The organism is Pseudomonas sp. NY15435, from assembly GCF_048068295.1.
Lineage (GTDB): Bacteria > Pseudomonadota > Gammaproteobacteria > Pseudomonadales > Pseudomonadaceae > Pseudomonas.
Genome location: NZ_JBLUQA010000006.1, coordinates 314,495 through 328,101, shown reverse-complemented (window position 1 = coordinate 328,101; position 13,607 = coordinate 314,495). Strand labels below are relative to the sequence as shown.

Here is a 13,607-nt window from a genome sequence, read left to right as displayed (position 1 = left end):
CTATCGCGCAATAATTTCTGTCAGGAACGACGAAAGGCGGCAAAAGCTTCGACAATACGTGGGATATCGGCGCTTTTCACATCGAGGTGGGTGACCAGGCGCAGGCGCGCCGCCGGGCTGACGCGGATACCGCGTTCGGCCAGATGCGCCCCCAGCGCGCCGGCCTGCTCACCGATGCCGACGTAGACCATGTTGGTCTGTACCGGCTCGATGCTGTAGCCCAGCTCAGAGAGGCTGCGGCCCAGCGATTCGGCATTGGCGTGGTCTTCGGCCAGGCGCTCGACCTGGTGATCCAGCGCATACAGCGCCGCCGCAGCCAGCCCGCCGGCCTGGCGCATGCCGCCGCCGACCATCTTGCGCAGACGGCGAGCGCGGCCGATCAGTTCGGCATCGCCGCAGAGCACAGAACCTACCGGCGCACCAAGGCCCTTGGACAGGCACACCGAGACGGAGTCGAAGTGGCGGGTGATCTCGCGGGCGTCCACGCCCAGCTTGACCGCCGCGTTGTACAGGCGCGCGCCGTCCAGATGCAGCGCCAGGCCACGGCGCCGGGTCATCTCACGGGCAGCGGCGAGATAACTCAGGGGCAGGACCTTGCCCTGCATGGTGTTTTCCAGCGCCAGCAGACGGGTGCGGGCGAAGTGGAAGTCGTCCTGCTTGATCGCCGCCTCGACCTTGGCCAGGTCCAGCGAGCCATCGGGTTCACCATCGATGGGCTGCGGCTGGATCGAGCCGAGCACGGCGGCGCCACCGCCTTCATATTTATAAGTGTGCGCCTGCTGACCGACGATGTACTCGTCGCCCCGGCCGCAGTGGGCCATCAGGCCGAGCAGATTGCTCATGGTGCCGGTGGGCACGAACAATGCGGCGGCGAAGCCCAGGCGCTCGGCGAGGGTGGCTTCCAGGCGGTTCACCGTCGGGTCTTCGCCGTACACGTCATCGCCCAGCTCGGCCCGCGCCATCGCCTCGCGCATACCGGCGGTGGGCAGGGTCACGGTGTCGCTACGAAGGTCGATGATGGACATGGCAAGGCTCCTCGGGCATCAGGCGGAAAGGGCCGATGCTAAGCGCTCGCCAGAGGAGGAACAAGGGTGGGAAGACTGTAGGATCGAGGGGGGGCGCCCAGCCCTTGCTCGCGAATGCATCTTTCCGGCGACTTCAGCGTCGGGCGATTCGCGAGCAAGCTCGCTCCTACAAAAGTTCAGAGTTCGGTGGGCACCACGAGGATGCCAGCGCGCAAGCCATTCTTCACCCGCGGGTTGGGGAAGATGATCCGTGCGCCCTGCTCCTCCACGATCCAGCGGGTGCCGCCGATGTCTTCGGCAAGCAGGAAGCCGTGGTCCAGTTCGGTGAAGTTGTCCACCGCATCATCCAGGTGCAGGCGGAAGTGGTCGCTGTGCTTGATCACTTCGCGGGAGACTGCGAACAGCTGCAGACCATCGAGCTGCGCACCGTCTGCCTCCTGGCCGCTGATTACGCCTTCGAGCATGGTTTCCAGGCGATCCAGGTTCACCGACTGGTTCTGCCCGAATGGCCGCGCCTTGCCCAGCTCCAGGGTAAAGGCCTCGGCGCCCAGGTGGCTGTAGGTGTAGGCGCTGAAGGTGATGCCCGGCTTGCTCTGCAGCAGCACGGCGTCGATGCCGGCACTACGCAGGCGCGCCAGCTCTTCGCGGGAATGTTCGCGGCCGCTGGCCCAGGGATAGAGCGCGAACTGCTCGATCTTCGAGCCGCGGATAGCGGTGTGCAGGTCGTAGTGCAGGCGCGGGCGGCCTTCGCGGGCGAAGAACGCGGCGGCCAGGCGCTCGAGCTCGGCCGCCCGCAGGGCCTCGTTGCCGCTGCCCTCTTCATGGCGACCGCAGAACAGGCGGTTGATGTCCTGTTCCAGGTAGCGCTCGCCACGGCGCATGGCCTCGGGGTTGCCGAGCAGGAACAGCACTCGCGCCGCCGGCTTCAGTTCACCACGGGCAATGCGGTGCACCAGGCGGTCGAGCAGTTCGATGGGAGCTGTCTCGTTGCCGTGAATGCCGGCCGAGAGCAGCAGGTCGTGGCCATTGTCCCGCGCCACCGGCGGGGTGATTTCGAGAGCGCCTTCGGCCAGCCAGTGCAGACGGGTGCCGTCCGAGGTGAGCTGAATCTTTTCCGTCGGCTCACGGCCGGCGAGGGTCAGTTCGAGCAGTTTGCCCAAAGCTAGCATGCGGACGCCTCCATCATTCCCCGCGGCCGGAGCGGCCACGGACTCCGCGATCAGTGGTGATGGTCACATCCACAGTCTGGACCATGTTCGTGGACTTCGGCGGCTTCCAGCTCCAGGCTCAGGCCCAACTGGTTCACAGCCTGCGGGCGCACCACCAGCAGAGGGATCTCCGCATCATCCTCATGGGAGTCGGCGTAGATCACCAGGCCGCCCTTGCCGTCGGCCTCCAGCCACAGCTCGCGGCCTTCCAGGCGGATGGCCAGGCGCGCAGTGTGGGTCTCGCGGCGCTCGCCCTTGTTGTCTTCGAGAATCAGCGGGAGGCTTTCGGTCATGTCGGTCACTCAAATCTGCTGGAAGGGATAAACCGAGCCCAGTTTAAGTATCTGGCTCAATTCATCCAACGCCGTCCGGCACTCGACGAGCAGTTGCGGGTCGGCCAGGTCGGTTTCCGCCAGGCGATCGCGGTAGTGTTTGTCGACCCAGGTAACCAGAGTGTCATGCAAGGTCGGGGTCATGATCACCCCGGGGTTGACCGCCGCCAGTTCGGCGTCGTTCAGTGCCACGCGCAGGCGCAGGCAGGCTGGGCCGCCGCCGTTCTGCATGCTCTGCTTGAGGTCGAACACCTTCACCTCGCGGATTGGGCCGTCCTCGGCGGTCAGGCGCGACAGGTAGTTCCACACGCGCTCGTTCTTGCGGCATTCCTCCGGGACGATCAGCAGCATGTTGCCGTCGGCGCGGGTGAGCAACTGGCTGTTGAACAGGTAGGACTTCACCGCATCCTCGACGGTGACCTGGTCGCGCGGCACGCACACGGCGCGGAAGCGACCGCCACGGCGGCCCAGCTTGTCGTGCAGCTCGGCGAGCACGCGCTCGGTATCGAGGAAGGCGTCTTCGTGGTGGAACAGCACTTCGCCATTACCAACCGCGATGACGTCGTTGTGGAACACGCCCTGGTCGATCACTGCCGGGTTCTGCTGGGCGTAGACCACGCCGTCATCGCTCAGGCCGTGCAGGCGGGCCACCGCCTGGCAGGCTTCCAGAGTCTGCCGCGCCGGGTAGCGCTGCGGTGCCGGGAAGCGGCTATCGAAGGCGCTGCGACCGAACACGAAGAACTCCACGCCGGCTTCGCCGTAGGATTTGCAGAAGCGCGTATGGTTGGCCGCGCCCTCGTCGCCGAACTGGGCGACTGCCGGCAAAGCGGCGTGGTGGGCGAAGCGCTGCTCGTCATTGAACATCGCCGCGAGGATGCGACTGGTCTGCGGATGCTCGATGGAACGATGGAACTTGCAGTTCAGGTTGGCGGCGGTGAAGTGCACGCGGCCATCCGCGGTGTCGCCACTGGGGCTGACGGTGGCGGCGTTGGCCGTCCACATGCAGGACGCCGAGCTGACCGCGGCGAGCAGCGGCATGGCTTCCTTGGCCGCCTTGGCGATGACTTCCGCGTCGGTACCGGAGAAGCCCAAGGCGCGCAATGAGGCAACGGCCGGGCGTTCCTGCGGAGCGAACACGCCCTGCTTGAAGCCCATTTCCATCAGCGCCTTCATCTTCGACAGGCCCTGCTTCGCCGCTTCGCGCGGGTTGGACGCCGCCTGGCTGTTGCTCTGCGAGGCGACGTTGCCGTAGGACAGGCCGCCGTAGTTGTGCGTCGGCCCGACCAGACCGTCAAAGTTCATCTCATAGGCGGTCATCACAGGCTCACTCCCGGAGTCAGGGTTGCAGGCAGGCTCAGGCTGTCGCTTTCCAGCGAAGCGACCGGGTACGCGCAGTAGTCAGCCGCGTAGTAGGCGCTCGGGCGATGGTTGCCGGAGGCGCCGATGCCACCGAACGGCGCGCTGCTGGCGGCACCGGTCAGTTGCTTGTTCCAATTGACGATGCCGGCGCGGCTTTCGATGAGGAAGTCTTCGTAGCGCTCGCGGGAGTCCGACAGCAGGCCGGCGGCGAGGCCGTACTGGGTAGCGTTGGCTTCGCGCACGGCGGCATCGAAGTCGGCGTAGCGGATTACCTGCAGCAGCGGGCCGAAGAACTCTTCGTCAGGGCGCTCGGCCACGGCAGTCACGTCGAGGATGCCCGGAGTCAGCAGTGCGGCACCGGCCAGCGGCTGGGTCATCGCCAGCAGCGGCTTGGCGCCTTTGGCCAACAGTTGCTCCTGGGCCTTGATCAGGTGTTCGGCGGCCGCCAGGGAAATTACCGAGCCCATGAAGGGCGCCGGCTGCTCGTCGAAGCGGCCGACCTTGATGGTCGAGGCCACGGCCACCAGGCGCTCGATCAGCGCGTCACCCCAGGCGCCCTGCGGCACCAGCAGGCGGCGGGCGCAGGTGCAACGCTGGCCAGCGGAAATGAACGCGGACTGGATGATGGTGTAGACGGCGGCATCGACGTCTTTCACTTCATCGACGATCAGCGGGTTGTTGCCGCCCATCTCCAGCGCCAGGATTTTTTGCGGACGACCGCCGAACTGGCTGTGCAGAAGGTTGCCGGTGCGGCTGGAGCCGGTGAAGAACAGGCCGTCGATGTCATCGTTACCCGCCAACGCCACGCCGGTGTCGCGGGCGCCCTGCACCAGGTTGATCACGCCGGCGGGAATGCCCGCCTCGATCCAGGCCTGCAGGGTCAGCTCGGCGACCTTCGGGGTCAGTTCGCTGGGCTTGAACACCACGGCATTGCCTGCCAGCAGGGCCGGCACGATGTGGCCGTTGGGCAGGTGGCCGGGGAAGTTGTACGGGCCGAACACGGCAACTACGCCGTGGGGCTTGTGGCGCAGCACGGCGGTGGCGTCGGCCAGCGGGCCGCTCTTCTCGCCGGTGCGCTCACGGAAGGCCTGGACCGAGATGGCGACCTTGTTGACCATGCTGGTCACTTCGGTGGCGGCTTCCCACAACGGCTTGCCGGTTTCCTCGCCGATGGCGCGGGCCAGTTCATCGGAGCGGCCTTTCAGCGCCGCAGCGAAGCGCTCCAGCACAGCGATGCGCTCTTCCACCGGCCTGCGGGCCCAGGCCGGGAAGGCGCTGCGCGCGGCGGCGACGGCAGCGGCGACCTGTCGCGGCGCGGCAGCCTGGCCGGACCAGACCACCGCCTGGCTCACCGGGCAGAGGGATTCCAGCGGCTCGCCTTCGCCCGCCAGCCACTGGCCGGCAATGTAGTGGGTATTCATCATCAGGCTCCCCTGACGCCAGGCGGCGTCAGTTGCGTTTTCCGGAGAGAGGTACCGCGCGGACCGAAGCCCCGGCGGACAGGCGCAGGCGCTTGGCGGTCTGCGCATCGACCACCAGCGAACCGGCGGCCAGGCGCGCGGGCGCGGCGGTGATGCGGCACTCCTCGCGCTTGCGGTTGTGGATCAGGAAGGGCTCGGCATCGTCGCCCGGCGTGCCGATGGCCAGCACCAGGTTCTGGCTGTCGGCGATGGCGCGGATCTTCTCGGTCGGCGCCTCGATGGCGGGGCCGGCATCGAAGATGTCGACGTAACCCTGGTAGCTGAAACCCTCCGCCTTGAGCATGGCCAGCGCCGGCTCGGTGTCGGGATGGACGCGACCGATCACCTCGCGCGCATCCTCGGAGAGGAAGCAGCTGTAGAGCGGGAACTTGGGCATCAGCTCGGCGATGAAAGCCTTGTTGCCCACACCGGTCAGGTAGTCGGCCTGGCTGAATTCCATCTTGAAGAAGTGCCGACCCAGGCTTTCCCAGAACGGCGAACGGCCAGCCAGATCGGACACGCCGCGCATCTCGGCGATTACCTTGTCGCCGAACAGCTCGCGGAACTCGGCGATGAACAGGAAGCGCGCCTTGGACAGCAGGCGACCGTTGAGGCCGGTGCGGTGGTCGGCATGCAGGAACAGCGAGCACAGCTCGGACTGCCCGGTGAGGTCGTTGGCCAGGAACAGCGTGGGAATCTCGCGATGGATGCCCAGCTCCTGAGAGGCGCTGACGGTCAGGCCGACGCGGTAGTTGTACCAGGGCTCGCGCAGGCCGACGGCGCCGGCCACGGCGGAAATACCCACCACCTTGCCTTCGTCGTTCTCGAGGACGAACAGGTAGTCGGCGTCGGCGCGCTCGGCTTCGCCACGGAAGGCCTTCTCGGCCCAGTTCACGCGATGCTGCAGGCGTTGCTCGTTGGCTGGCAGCGTGGTCAAACCGGTGCCGGTGCTGCGCGCCAGGTCAAAGAGAGCCGGCAAGTCGGCGCTGGTTACGGGACGGACGATCATGCTCTCTCCCCTCAGATCGCAACCAGGCGCACGCTGGCGCCCTCGCCGATGCCCAGGGCTTCGGCAGTTTCCTGGTTCAGGGTGACGGGCTTGCCCGGCACCCAGTCGAGTTCGGCGACGACGGCGCGGAAGTCCTGCAACTGGCCATTGGTGACCAGGTAGCCGCGGTTGCCCTTGCCGCCTTCGCCGATGCGCACCGGCACCTGCCGGCTCTGGGCGATGGAGCGGATGCCCGAAGTGCGCGCGTGCAGCGCCGGGCCACCGTCGAAGATATCGACATAGTTGTCGGACTCGAAACCGTCGCGCATCAGGATGTCGAAGGTGATCTGTGCACGCGGATGAACCTGGCCCATGGCTTCCTGGGCGTCGTCCGGCAGCAGCGGCACGTAGATCGGGTAGTGCGGCATCAGCTCGGCGAGGAAGGTGCGACTCTTCAGCCCGGAGAGCTTCTCGGCCTCGGTGTAGTCGAGGTCGAAGAAGTTGCGCCCGATAGCGTTCCAGAACGGCGACTGGCCCTGCTCATCGCTGTAGCCGACGATCTCCACCACCACCGCATCGGCGAAGCGTTCCGGGTGACTGGCCATGAACAGCAGGCGGCCACGGGAATTGAGCTCGGCGATCGGTGTGTTCACCAGGTCGCGCTCCACGTAGAAGCTGGTCAGCAGGCTGTTGCCGGTAAGGTCGTGGCACAGCGAGAGGACGTGGATCTTGTTGTGGATCTTCAGCTCGCGGGAGGCGTGCACGAAGGTCTCGTTGCGGAAGCTGTAGAACGGCTCGGAGAAACCGGCCGAAGCGACGATGGCCGAGCAGCCGACCAGGCGACCGGTTTCGGTGTCTTCCAGCACGAAGAAATAGCTCTCTTCACCGTTGAAGCTCACTTCGGCGGCGAACGAGGCCTCCGAGGCGAGGATCTTCTCCCGCAGACGTTCCGCGTCGTCCGGCAGCGACGTGACGCCGACCGGGCTGTCCGCGGCGAGACGCTGCACTTGCTGCAGGTCGGCCACTTGGGCGGGGCGCATCACCAGCATGGCGTCACTCCTCTAACCAGACAAAAGTTTCATGATTCGTGGGCACGACACAGCCTGTGCCGCGCTCATCAGGGCATTCGAAAGCACCGGCCGGGACAATCCGGCCGGTCAGGCGGCGAGGCGCGGGCCCCGCCGATTCAGCGTAGCCGGGGGATCAGCCGCGGGTCAGCTTGGCGATGGCGCGCTCGAGGCGATCCAGGCCTTCATCGATGTCCGCGTCCGGGATCACCAGGCTGGGCGCGAAGCGCACCACGTCCGGGCCGGCCTGCAGGACCATCACGCCTTCCTTCTCGGCGGCATTGAGCACGTCCTTGGCCTTGCCCTTGAAGGCATCGTTGAGCACCGCGCCGATCAGCATGCCCATGCCGCGGACCTGGGTGAAGATGCCGTACTCGGCGGCGATCTTCTCCAGGCGGACCTTGAAGCGTTCGTGCTTGGCTTTCACGCCTTCGAGCACTTCCGGGGTGTTGATCACGTCGAAGGCGGCGCCGGCGACGGCGCACGCCAGCGGGTTGCCGCCGTAGGTGGTGCCGTGGGTGCCGACGACCAGGTGCTCGGCGATCTTCGCGGTGGTCAGCATGGCGCCGATCGGGAAGCCGCCGCCCAGGCCCTTGGCGCTGGAAAGGATGTCCGGGTTCACGCCGTAGTACTGGTGGGCGTAGAGGTAACCGATACGACCGAAGCCGCTCTGCACTTCATCGAAGATCAGCAGCGCGTTGTTCTCGTCACACAGCTTGCGCACGCCTTCCAGGTAGGCCTGGTCGGCCGGCAGCACGCCGCTCTCGCCCTGCACCGGCTCGATGATCACAGCGCAGGTCTTGTCGGAGATGGCTGCCTTGAGGGCTTCCAGGTCGTTGAACGGAATGTGGGTGATGCCTTCGACCTTCGGGCCGAAACCATCGGAGTACTTGGCCTGGCCGCCGACGTTGACGGTGAACAGGGTACGGCCGTGGAAGCTGTTGACCATCGAGATGATCTCGTACTTCTCGGGGCCGTAGACGTCATGGGCGTAGCGGCGCGCCAGTTTCAGCGCGGCCTCGTTGGCCTCGGCGCCGGAGTTGGCGAAGAACACGCGCTCGGCGAAGGTGGCGTCGATCAGCTTCTTGGCCAGGCGCAGTGCCGGCTCGTTGGTGAACACGTTGGACACGTGCCAGATCTTGCCCGCCTGCTCGGTCAGCGCCTGCATCAGCGCCGGGTGGGTATGGCCCAGGGAACTGACCGCGATGCCGCCAGCGAAGTCCACCAGCTCTCGGCCGCTCTGATCCCAGACTCGGGAACCCTCGCCACGCACCGGAATGAAGGCAGCCGGCGAATAGTTGGGAACCATGACCTGGTCGAAATCGGAGCGTTGGACCTGAGCTTGCGGAGCGGACATCGGTGTTCTCCTGCCTGGTTGAGGCGGCTATCGATGAATGGATTGTAGGGACGAACTGCGGGCCGTCATTGCCGCCATGCGACAACTTGTTATAGCGCCAACCCGCGAATTGCCGAGGCTTACGGAAATGCGACAGAAAGCGTCGGGAAGGCGCAGTGTAAGGCCTGCGAACTGCTGCGGGTACCAACGAGGGTGGAATTTGTTCGCTCGGCGAACAAGCGAAACGGGAATAAGACGGGAGCAGCTTTCATGTAGGAGCGAGCTTGCTCGCGAACGCTCTTCCCGGCCACATCGGCGTCAGGCGGTTCGCGAGCAAGCTCGCTCCTACATAAAGGCGCATCACAGCTAGAGACCGTACGGTGAGCGGCGGCTAACCTACCCCAGGCTATTCGACCTACAGGGATAAAAAAGTCAGCCGCGCTCGGCGACCACCGCAGCGGCTTCGGCGGCGCCCTGGCCGCGGCGCTGATTACGGTCTTCGCGAGGAGTCACGCCGAAGAAGTTGCGGTAGGCGCTGGAGAAGTGCGGGCCGCTCGAGAAGCCACAGGACAGGCCGATCTGGATGATCGACTTGCTGGTCTGCATGAGCATCTGCCGTGCGCGGTTCAGGCGCAGTTCCAGGTAGTACTGGCTGGGTACGCGGGTCAGGTACTGCTTGAAGATGCGTTCCAGCTGGCGGCGCGAAACGCACACGTGCTGGGCGATCTCGTCGGTGGTCAGCGGCTCCTCGATGTTCGCCTCCATCAGCAGCACCGCCTGGGTGAGCTTCGGATGGCTGGAGCCGAGGCGGTTCTTCAGCGGGATGCGCTGGCGTTCGGAGCCTTCGCGGATGCGCTCCACCACCAGTTCTTCGGACACCGCGCCCGCCAGTTCCGCACCGTGGTCACGGGACAGTACGGCCAGCAGCAGGTCGAGCACCGCCATGCCGCCACAGGCGCTCAGACGATCACGGTCCCACTCGAACAGGTGATTGGTGGCGATGACCTTGGGATAACGCTCGGTGAAGTCGTCGTGCCAGCGCCAGTGCACGGCGGCGCGGTAGCCGTCGAGCAGGCCCAGTTGCGCCAGCGGATAGATGCCGGCGGACAGCGCGCCAATGCTCACGCCGCTGCGCGATAGCTGCTTGAGTACGGCAGCCAGCGGCGTGGAAACCGTCTGCGGGATCTCGTCAGCGACCAGGAAGATGCGCTGGCACTGCTCCAGCACACCGTTCCAGGCCTGCCCCGGCAGGCGCCAGCCATCGGCCTCGGCTACCGTTTCGGCGCTCATGAACACAGGCTCATAAAGCGCTTCGGGGTGCAGCCGGCGGGCGACCCGCAGGGCCTCCTCGGCCAGACCGAGGGTCAGCGCCCGCGTGTGCGGCCAGAGGAGAAATCCGATGCGTTGTGCGGTCATGCGGCTAGATCACCAGGCGACGGTAACAGACAGCTTACTTCAAGCTGCCGGAAAGGAACTGCTTGAGGCGTTCGGATTGCGGATTGGCCAGGACTTCCTTCGGGCAGCCCGCCTCTTCCACCAGCCCCTTGTGCAGGAACACCAATTGGTTGGAGACCTCGCGGGCGAAGCCCATCTCGTGGGTCACCACCACCATGGTGCGGCCTTCCTGGGCCAGGTCCTGCATTACCCGCAGGACTTCACCGACCAGCTCGGGGTCGAGCGCCGAGGTCGGTTCGTCAAACAGCATCACTTCCGGCTCGACCGCCAGGGCACGGGCAATCGCCACGCGTTGCTGCTCGCCGCCACTCATATGCGCGGGGTAGGCATCCTTGCGGTGCGCAACACCGACTTTCGCCAGGTAGTGCTCGGCCTTTTCCAGCGCCTCTTTCTTCGACACGCCCAGTACGTGGACCGGCGCTTCGATGACGTTTTCCAGGGCGCTCATGTGCGACCACAGGTTGAAGTGCTGGAACACCATCGACAGACGCGAGCGCATGCGCTGCAACTGCTTGGCATCGGCGGCCTTGAGCGCACCATCCTTGTTCGGGGTGAGCTTGAGCTCTTCGCCGTTGAGCAGGATCTTGCCGGCGTGGGGCTGCTCCAGCAGGTTGATGCAGCGCAGGAAGGTACTCTTGCCCGAGCCGGACGAGCCGATGATGCTGATCACGTCGCCCGCTTTCGCCGCCATGGAGACGCCCTTGAGCACCTCGTGGGTGCCATAGCGCTTGTGCAGGTCCTGGATTTCCAGTTTGTACATGGTGTCGGTTCTCGAATTCAGTCGTTGATCAGCCGGCCCTTGCGGAACGGCTCACGCCCGGCCACCTTGGCCAGCCAAAGCCCCGGCTGGGCATAGCGCCCACGCTCGATGGCGAACAGCACGCCGGAAGTCCCGGCGCGAACGGTGCTGACCTGGTCGTTCAGCGGGTCGACCACCTCGAACAGCGCGTCGCCCTTCTCCACCCACTCCCCCGCCTTGCGCAGGAAACTCACTACGCCAGCGTGGGGTGCATAGAGGTATTCGGTGCCTTCGAAGGGCATGCCTTCGCAGCACTCGGCCGACGCCGCCGGCCAGTCGCCTGCGATCAGGCCCTGCTCGGCCAGGAAGCCGAGGATGGCTTCGCAATTGTCCTGTGCCTGGTCGACGCGGGTATCGCCCACGCCGCCCAGCTCGACGGTGGTCGCCAGGCACGCCAGCGGAATCGCCGCCTGCGGGAAGGCCTGCGCCAAACGCAGCCAGGGCAGCGAGCAGGATTCATCGAAGGAGCTGCCGCCGGAATCTTCAGCAAGCAGCGCCACGCCAGCCTTGAGGCGCGCGGCCAGGGACTTCCAGCGCGGCCAGTGCTGCGGGATCGCGTAGACGTGGATGGCGGCGTCGAAGTCGCAGTGCAGATCGAGCACCACTTCGGCATCGCAAGCATGGCGCAGCAGTATGCGCTGCATGCCCTGCAGCTCCGACGAGGCCGGCGGCAGGGCATCGAGACCTTCACGCATGGCCTGGCGGATCAGCTCGACGTTGGCGGCCTCATCAGCGCCCAGCTTGTCGCCGATGAGCTCGGCTACCAGAGCGGAGAGCTCGACGAAATCGCGGTTGAAGTTTTTCCCGCTACCGAACTCGAAACGACCCAGGTGGCTTGCCTGCAGGGTCTGGCCCAGGCCGATGGGGTTGGCCACCGGCACCAGTTCGACGACGCAGTTCAGCTGCCCGCGCGACTCAAGGTCGGCCAGGCGTTGCTTGAGTTCCCAGGCGGTGCGCATGCCCGGCAGCTCGTCGGCGTGCAGGCTGGACTGGATGTAGACCTTGCGCGGGCCCTTGCCGTAGCGGAACACGCTCAGGCGGCGTTCGCTGCCAAGGCTGCTCCACGGCAACAGATGATCGATACGTTCCACGGTCTTTTCCTCAGTGCTTGCGCGGCGCGAGATAGGCCAGCCAGCGGCGCTCGGCCAACTTGAACAGGCGCACCAGGGTGAAGGTCATGATCAGGTAGAAGATGCCGGCGGTGATGAACGCCTCGAACGGCAGGTAGTACTGCGAGTACACGGTGCGCGCAGCGCCGGTGATGTCCACCAGGGTCACGATGGACGCAAGGCTGGTGGTCTGCAGCATCATGATCACTTCGTTGCTGTACTGCGGCAGCGCGCGGCGCAGGGCCGAGGGCAGCAGGATGCGGCGGTACATCTTGATCCGCGACATGCCCATGGCCTTGGCGGCTTCGATCTCGCCATGCGGGGTCGCACGGATGCTGCCGGCAAGAATTTCGGCGGTATAGGCACTGGTGTTGATGGCAAACGCCGCGCAGGCACAGAAGGTGGCGTTGGACAGCAGCGGCCACATGGCGCTTTCACGCACGAACTCGAACTGCGCCAGACCGTAGTAGATCAGGAACAGCTGCACCAGCATCGGGGTGCCGCGGATCACGTAGGTGTAGAGCCACGCGGGCAGGTTCACCGCCGGGTTCTTCGAGCAGCGCATCAGCGCCAGCGGCACCGCCGCCAGCAGGCCGAAGAACAGCGAGATCGCCAGCAGCTTGAGGGTCACCAGCAGGCCGCTGAAGTAGAGCGGCAGGCTGTCCCAGATGACGGAAAAATCAAAGATCATTCGAGGGCTCCCGGTCTCAAAGCTCGGCGACTTTCACGCCGACCGAATAGCGGCGTTCGAGCATGCGCAGCAGCACCAGGGAAACGCTGGTGACCACCAGGTACAGCGCCGCCACGGCAAGGAAATAGGTGAAGGGTTCGCGGGTGGCGTCCGAGGCCTGCTTGGCCTTGAACATCATGTCCTGCAGACCGACCACGGAGATCAGCGCGGTAGCCTTGACCAGCACCAGCCAGTTGTTGGTGAAGCCGGGGATGGCCAGGCGGATCATCTGCGGCACCTGGATACGGAAGAACACCTGAAGCGGGCTCATACCGTAGGCGAAGCCGGCCTCGCCCTGCCCTTTCGGGATGGCCATGAAGGCGCCACGGAAGGTCTCGGACAGGTAGGCGCCGAAGATGAAGCCCAGGGTGCCGACGCCGGAGGCGAAGGGGTTGAGGTCGATGTAGTCGTCATAGCCGACCATGGGCGCAACCCAGTTCACGGCGGCCTGGCCGCCGTAGAAGATCAGCAGGATCAGCACGAGGTCCGGTACGCCACGGATCACGGTGGAATAGAGGTCGCCGCACCAGGCCAGCCATTTCACCGGCGACAGGCGGATGGCCGCACCGAGCAGACCCAGCGCGATCGCCAGGGCCATCGACAGCAGGGAGAGCTGAAGCGTCAGCCAGGCACCATCGACGATGGTAGCTCCGTAGCCATTGAGCATAATTTCGTACCTCGTGAAACCGGACGCCGCCCGCAACGACACGGACGCTCAGGGCAAGCGCGACTGCAGGCT

General features: G+C 65.6%; 13 protein-coding genes. All 13 read right to left on the bottom strand.

The window, feature by feature from the left end; genetic code table 11:
* Positions 1–20: 20 nt before the first annotated feature.
* On the bottom strand, positions 21–1,025 hold the full coding sequence (ltaE, locus tag ACNFH5_RS16880; protein WP_416747827.1) for a low-specificity L-threonine aldolase: 1,005 nt from the start codon (positions 1,023–1,025) through the stop codon (positions 21–23).
* Between the two features lie 176 nt (positions 1,026–1,201).
* Complete coding sequence (gene astE, locus ACNFH5_RS16875) at positions 1,202–2,194, bottom strand: succinylglutamate desuccinylase (RefSeq protein WP_416747825.1); 993 nt, start codon at positions 2,192–2,194, stop codon at positions 1,202–1,204.
* 50 nt (positions 2,195–2,244) lie between these two features.
* On the bottom strand, positions 2,245–2,526 hold the full coding sequence (locus ACNFH5_RS16870; protein ID WP_054907334.1) for a hypothetical protein: 282 nt from the start codon (positions 2,524–2,526) through the stop codon (positions 2,245–2,247).
* 9 nt (positions 2,527–2,535) lie between these two features.
* Entirely contained in the window at positions 2,536–3,882 is a 1,347-nt protein-coding gene (gene astB, locus ACNFH5_RS16865; protein WP_416747823.1) for an N-succinylarginine dihydrolase, read from the bottom strand.
* Positions 3,882–5,348 (bottom strand): succinylglutamate-semialdehyde dehydrogenase, encoded by a 1,467-nt coding sequence (astD, locus tag ACNFH5_RS16860; RefSeq protein WP_416747821.1) that lies wholly within the window; start codon positions 5,346–5,348, stop codon positions 3,882–3,884. The genes astB and astD overlap by 1 nt, the downstream gene beginning before the upstream one ends.
* A gap of 25 nt (positions 5,349–5,373) precedes the next feature.
* The gene (gene astA / locus ACNFH5_RS16855) at positions 5,374–6,393 is read right to left on the bottom strand and encodes an arginine N-succinyltransferase (RefSeq protein WP_416747819.1); all 1,020 of its coding nucleotides are present in this window, start codon (positions 6,391–6,393) and stop codon (positions 5,374–5,376) included.
* Between the two features lie 11 nt (positions 6,394–6,404).
* Entirely contained in the window at positions 6,405–7,421 is a 1,017-nt protein-coding gene (aruF, locus tag ACNFH5_RS16850) for an arginine/ornithine succinyltransferase subunit alpha (protein WP_416747817.1), read from the bottom strand.
* A gap of 154 nt (positions 7,422–7,575) precedes the next feature.
* On the bottom strand, positions 7,576–8,796 hold the full coding sequence (locus ACNFH5_RS16845) for an aspartate aminotransferase family protein (RefSeq protein WP_081517971.1): 1,221 nt from the start codon (positions 8,794–8,796) through the stop codon (positions 7,576–7,578).
* Positions 8,797–9,207: 411 nt separating this feature from the next.
* Positions 9,208–10,191, bottom strand: coding sequence for a transcriptional regulator ArgR (gene argR, locus ACNFH5_RS16840; RefSeq protein WP_416747814.1), 984 nt, complete (start codon positions 10,189–10,191; stop codon positions 9,208–9,210).
* A 34-nt stretch (positions 10,192–10,225) separates the two neighbouring features.
* Complete coding sequence (aotP, locus tag ACNFH5_RS16835) at positions 10,226–10,990, bottom strand: arginine/ornithine transport ATP-binding protein AotP (protein WP_416747812.1); 765 nt, start codon at positions 10,988–10,990, stop codon at positions 10,226–10,228.
* Between the two features lie 17 nt (positions 10,991–11,007).
* Positions 11,008–12,120 carry a succinylglutamate desuccinylase/aspartoacylase family protein gene (locus ACNFH5_RS16830; protein ID WP_416747810.1) on the bottom strand — a complete coding sequence of 371 codons (1,113 nt, stop codon included), beginning with the start codon at positions 12,118–12,120 and terminating at the stop codon, positions 11,008–11,010.
* A 10-nt stretch (positions 12,121–12,130) separates the two neighbouring features.
* Positions 12,131–12,829 (bottom strand): ABC transporter permease, encoded by a 699-nt coding sequence (locus tag ACNFH5_RS16825; protein WP_413348757.1) that lies wholly within the window; start codon positions 12,827–12,829, stop codon positions 12,131–12,133.
* A gap of 16 nt (positions 12,830–12,845) precedes the next feature.
* Positions 12,846–13,535: an ABC transporter permease gene (locus ACNFH5_RS16820; protein WP_348587058.1), complete on the bottom strand. Its 690-nt coding sequence runs from the start codon at positions 13,533–13,535 to the stop codon at positions 12,846–12,848.
* Positions 13,536–13,607 lie beyond the last annotated feature (72 nt).

Coding starts and splice junctions, on each gene's coding strand:
- astB (WP_416747823.1), bottom strand. CDS start 3,882: ATGACCGCCTATGAGATGAACTTTGACGGTCTGGTCGGGCCGACGCAC.
- astE (WP_416747825.1), bottom strand. CDS start 2,194: ATGCTAGCTTTGGGCAAACTGCTCGAACTGACCCTCGCCGGCCGTGAG.
- ACNFH5_RS16845 (WP_081517971.1), bottom strand. CDS start 8,796: ATGTCCGCTCCGCAAGCTCAGGTCCAACGCTCCGATTTCGACCAGGTC.
- astA (WP_416747819.1), bottom strand. CDS start 6,393: ATGATCGTCCGTCCCGTAACCAGCGCCGACTTGCCGGCTCTCTTTGAC.
- ltaE (WP_416747827.1), bottom strand. CDS start 1,025: ATGTCCATCATCGACCTTCGTAGCGACACCGTGACCCTGCCCACCGCC.
- ACNFH5_RS16825 (WP_413348757.1), bottom strand. CDS start 12,829: ATGATCTTTGATTTTTCCGTCATCTGGGACAGCCTGCCGCTCTACTTC.
- astD (WP_416747821.1), bottom strand. CDS start 5,348: ATGATGAATACCCACTACATTGCCGGCCAGTGGCTGGCGGGCGAAGGC.
- ACNFH5_RS16820 (WP_348587058.1), bottom strand. CDS start 13,535: ATGCTCAATGGCTACGGAGCTACCATCGTCGATGGTGCCTGGCTGACG.
- argR (WP_416747814.1), bottom strand. CDS start 10,191: ATGACCGCACAACGCATCGGATTTCTCCTCTGGCCGCACACGCGGGCG.
- aruF (WP_416747817.1), bottom strand. CDS start 7,421: ATGCTGGTGATGCGCCCCGCCCAAGTGGCCGACCTGCAGCAAGTGCAG.
- ACNFH5_RS16870 (WP_054907334.1), bottom strand. CDS start 2,526: ATGACCGAAAGCCTCCCGCTGATTCTCGAAGACAACAAGGGCGAGCGC.
- aotP (WP_416747812.1), bottom strand. CDS start 10,990: ATGTACAAACTGGAAATCCAGGACCTGCACAAGCGCTATGGCACCCAC.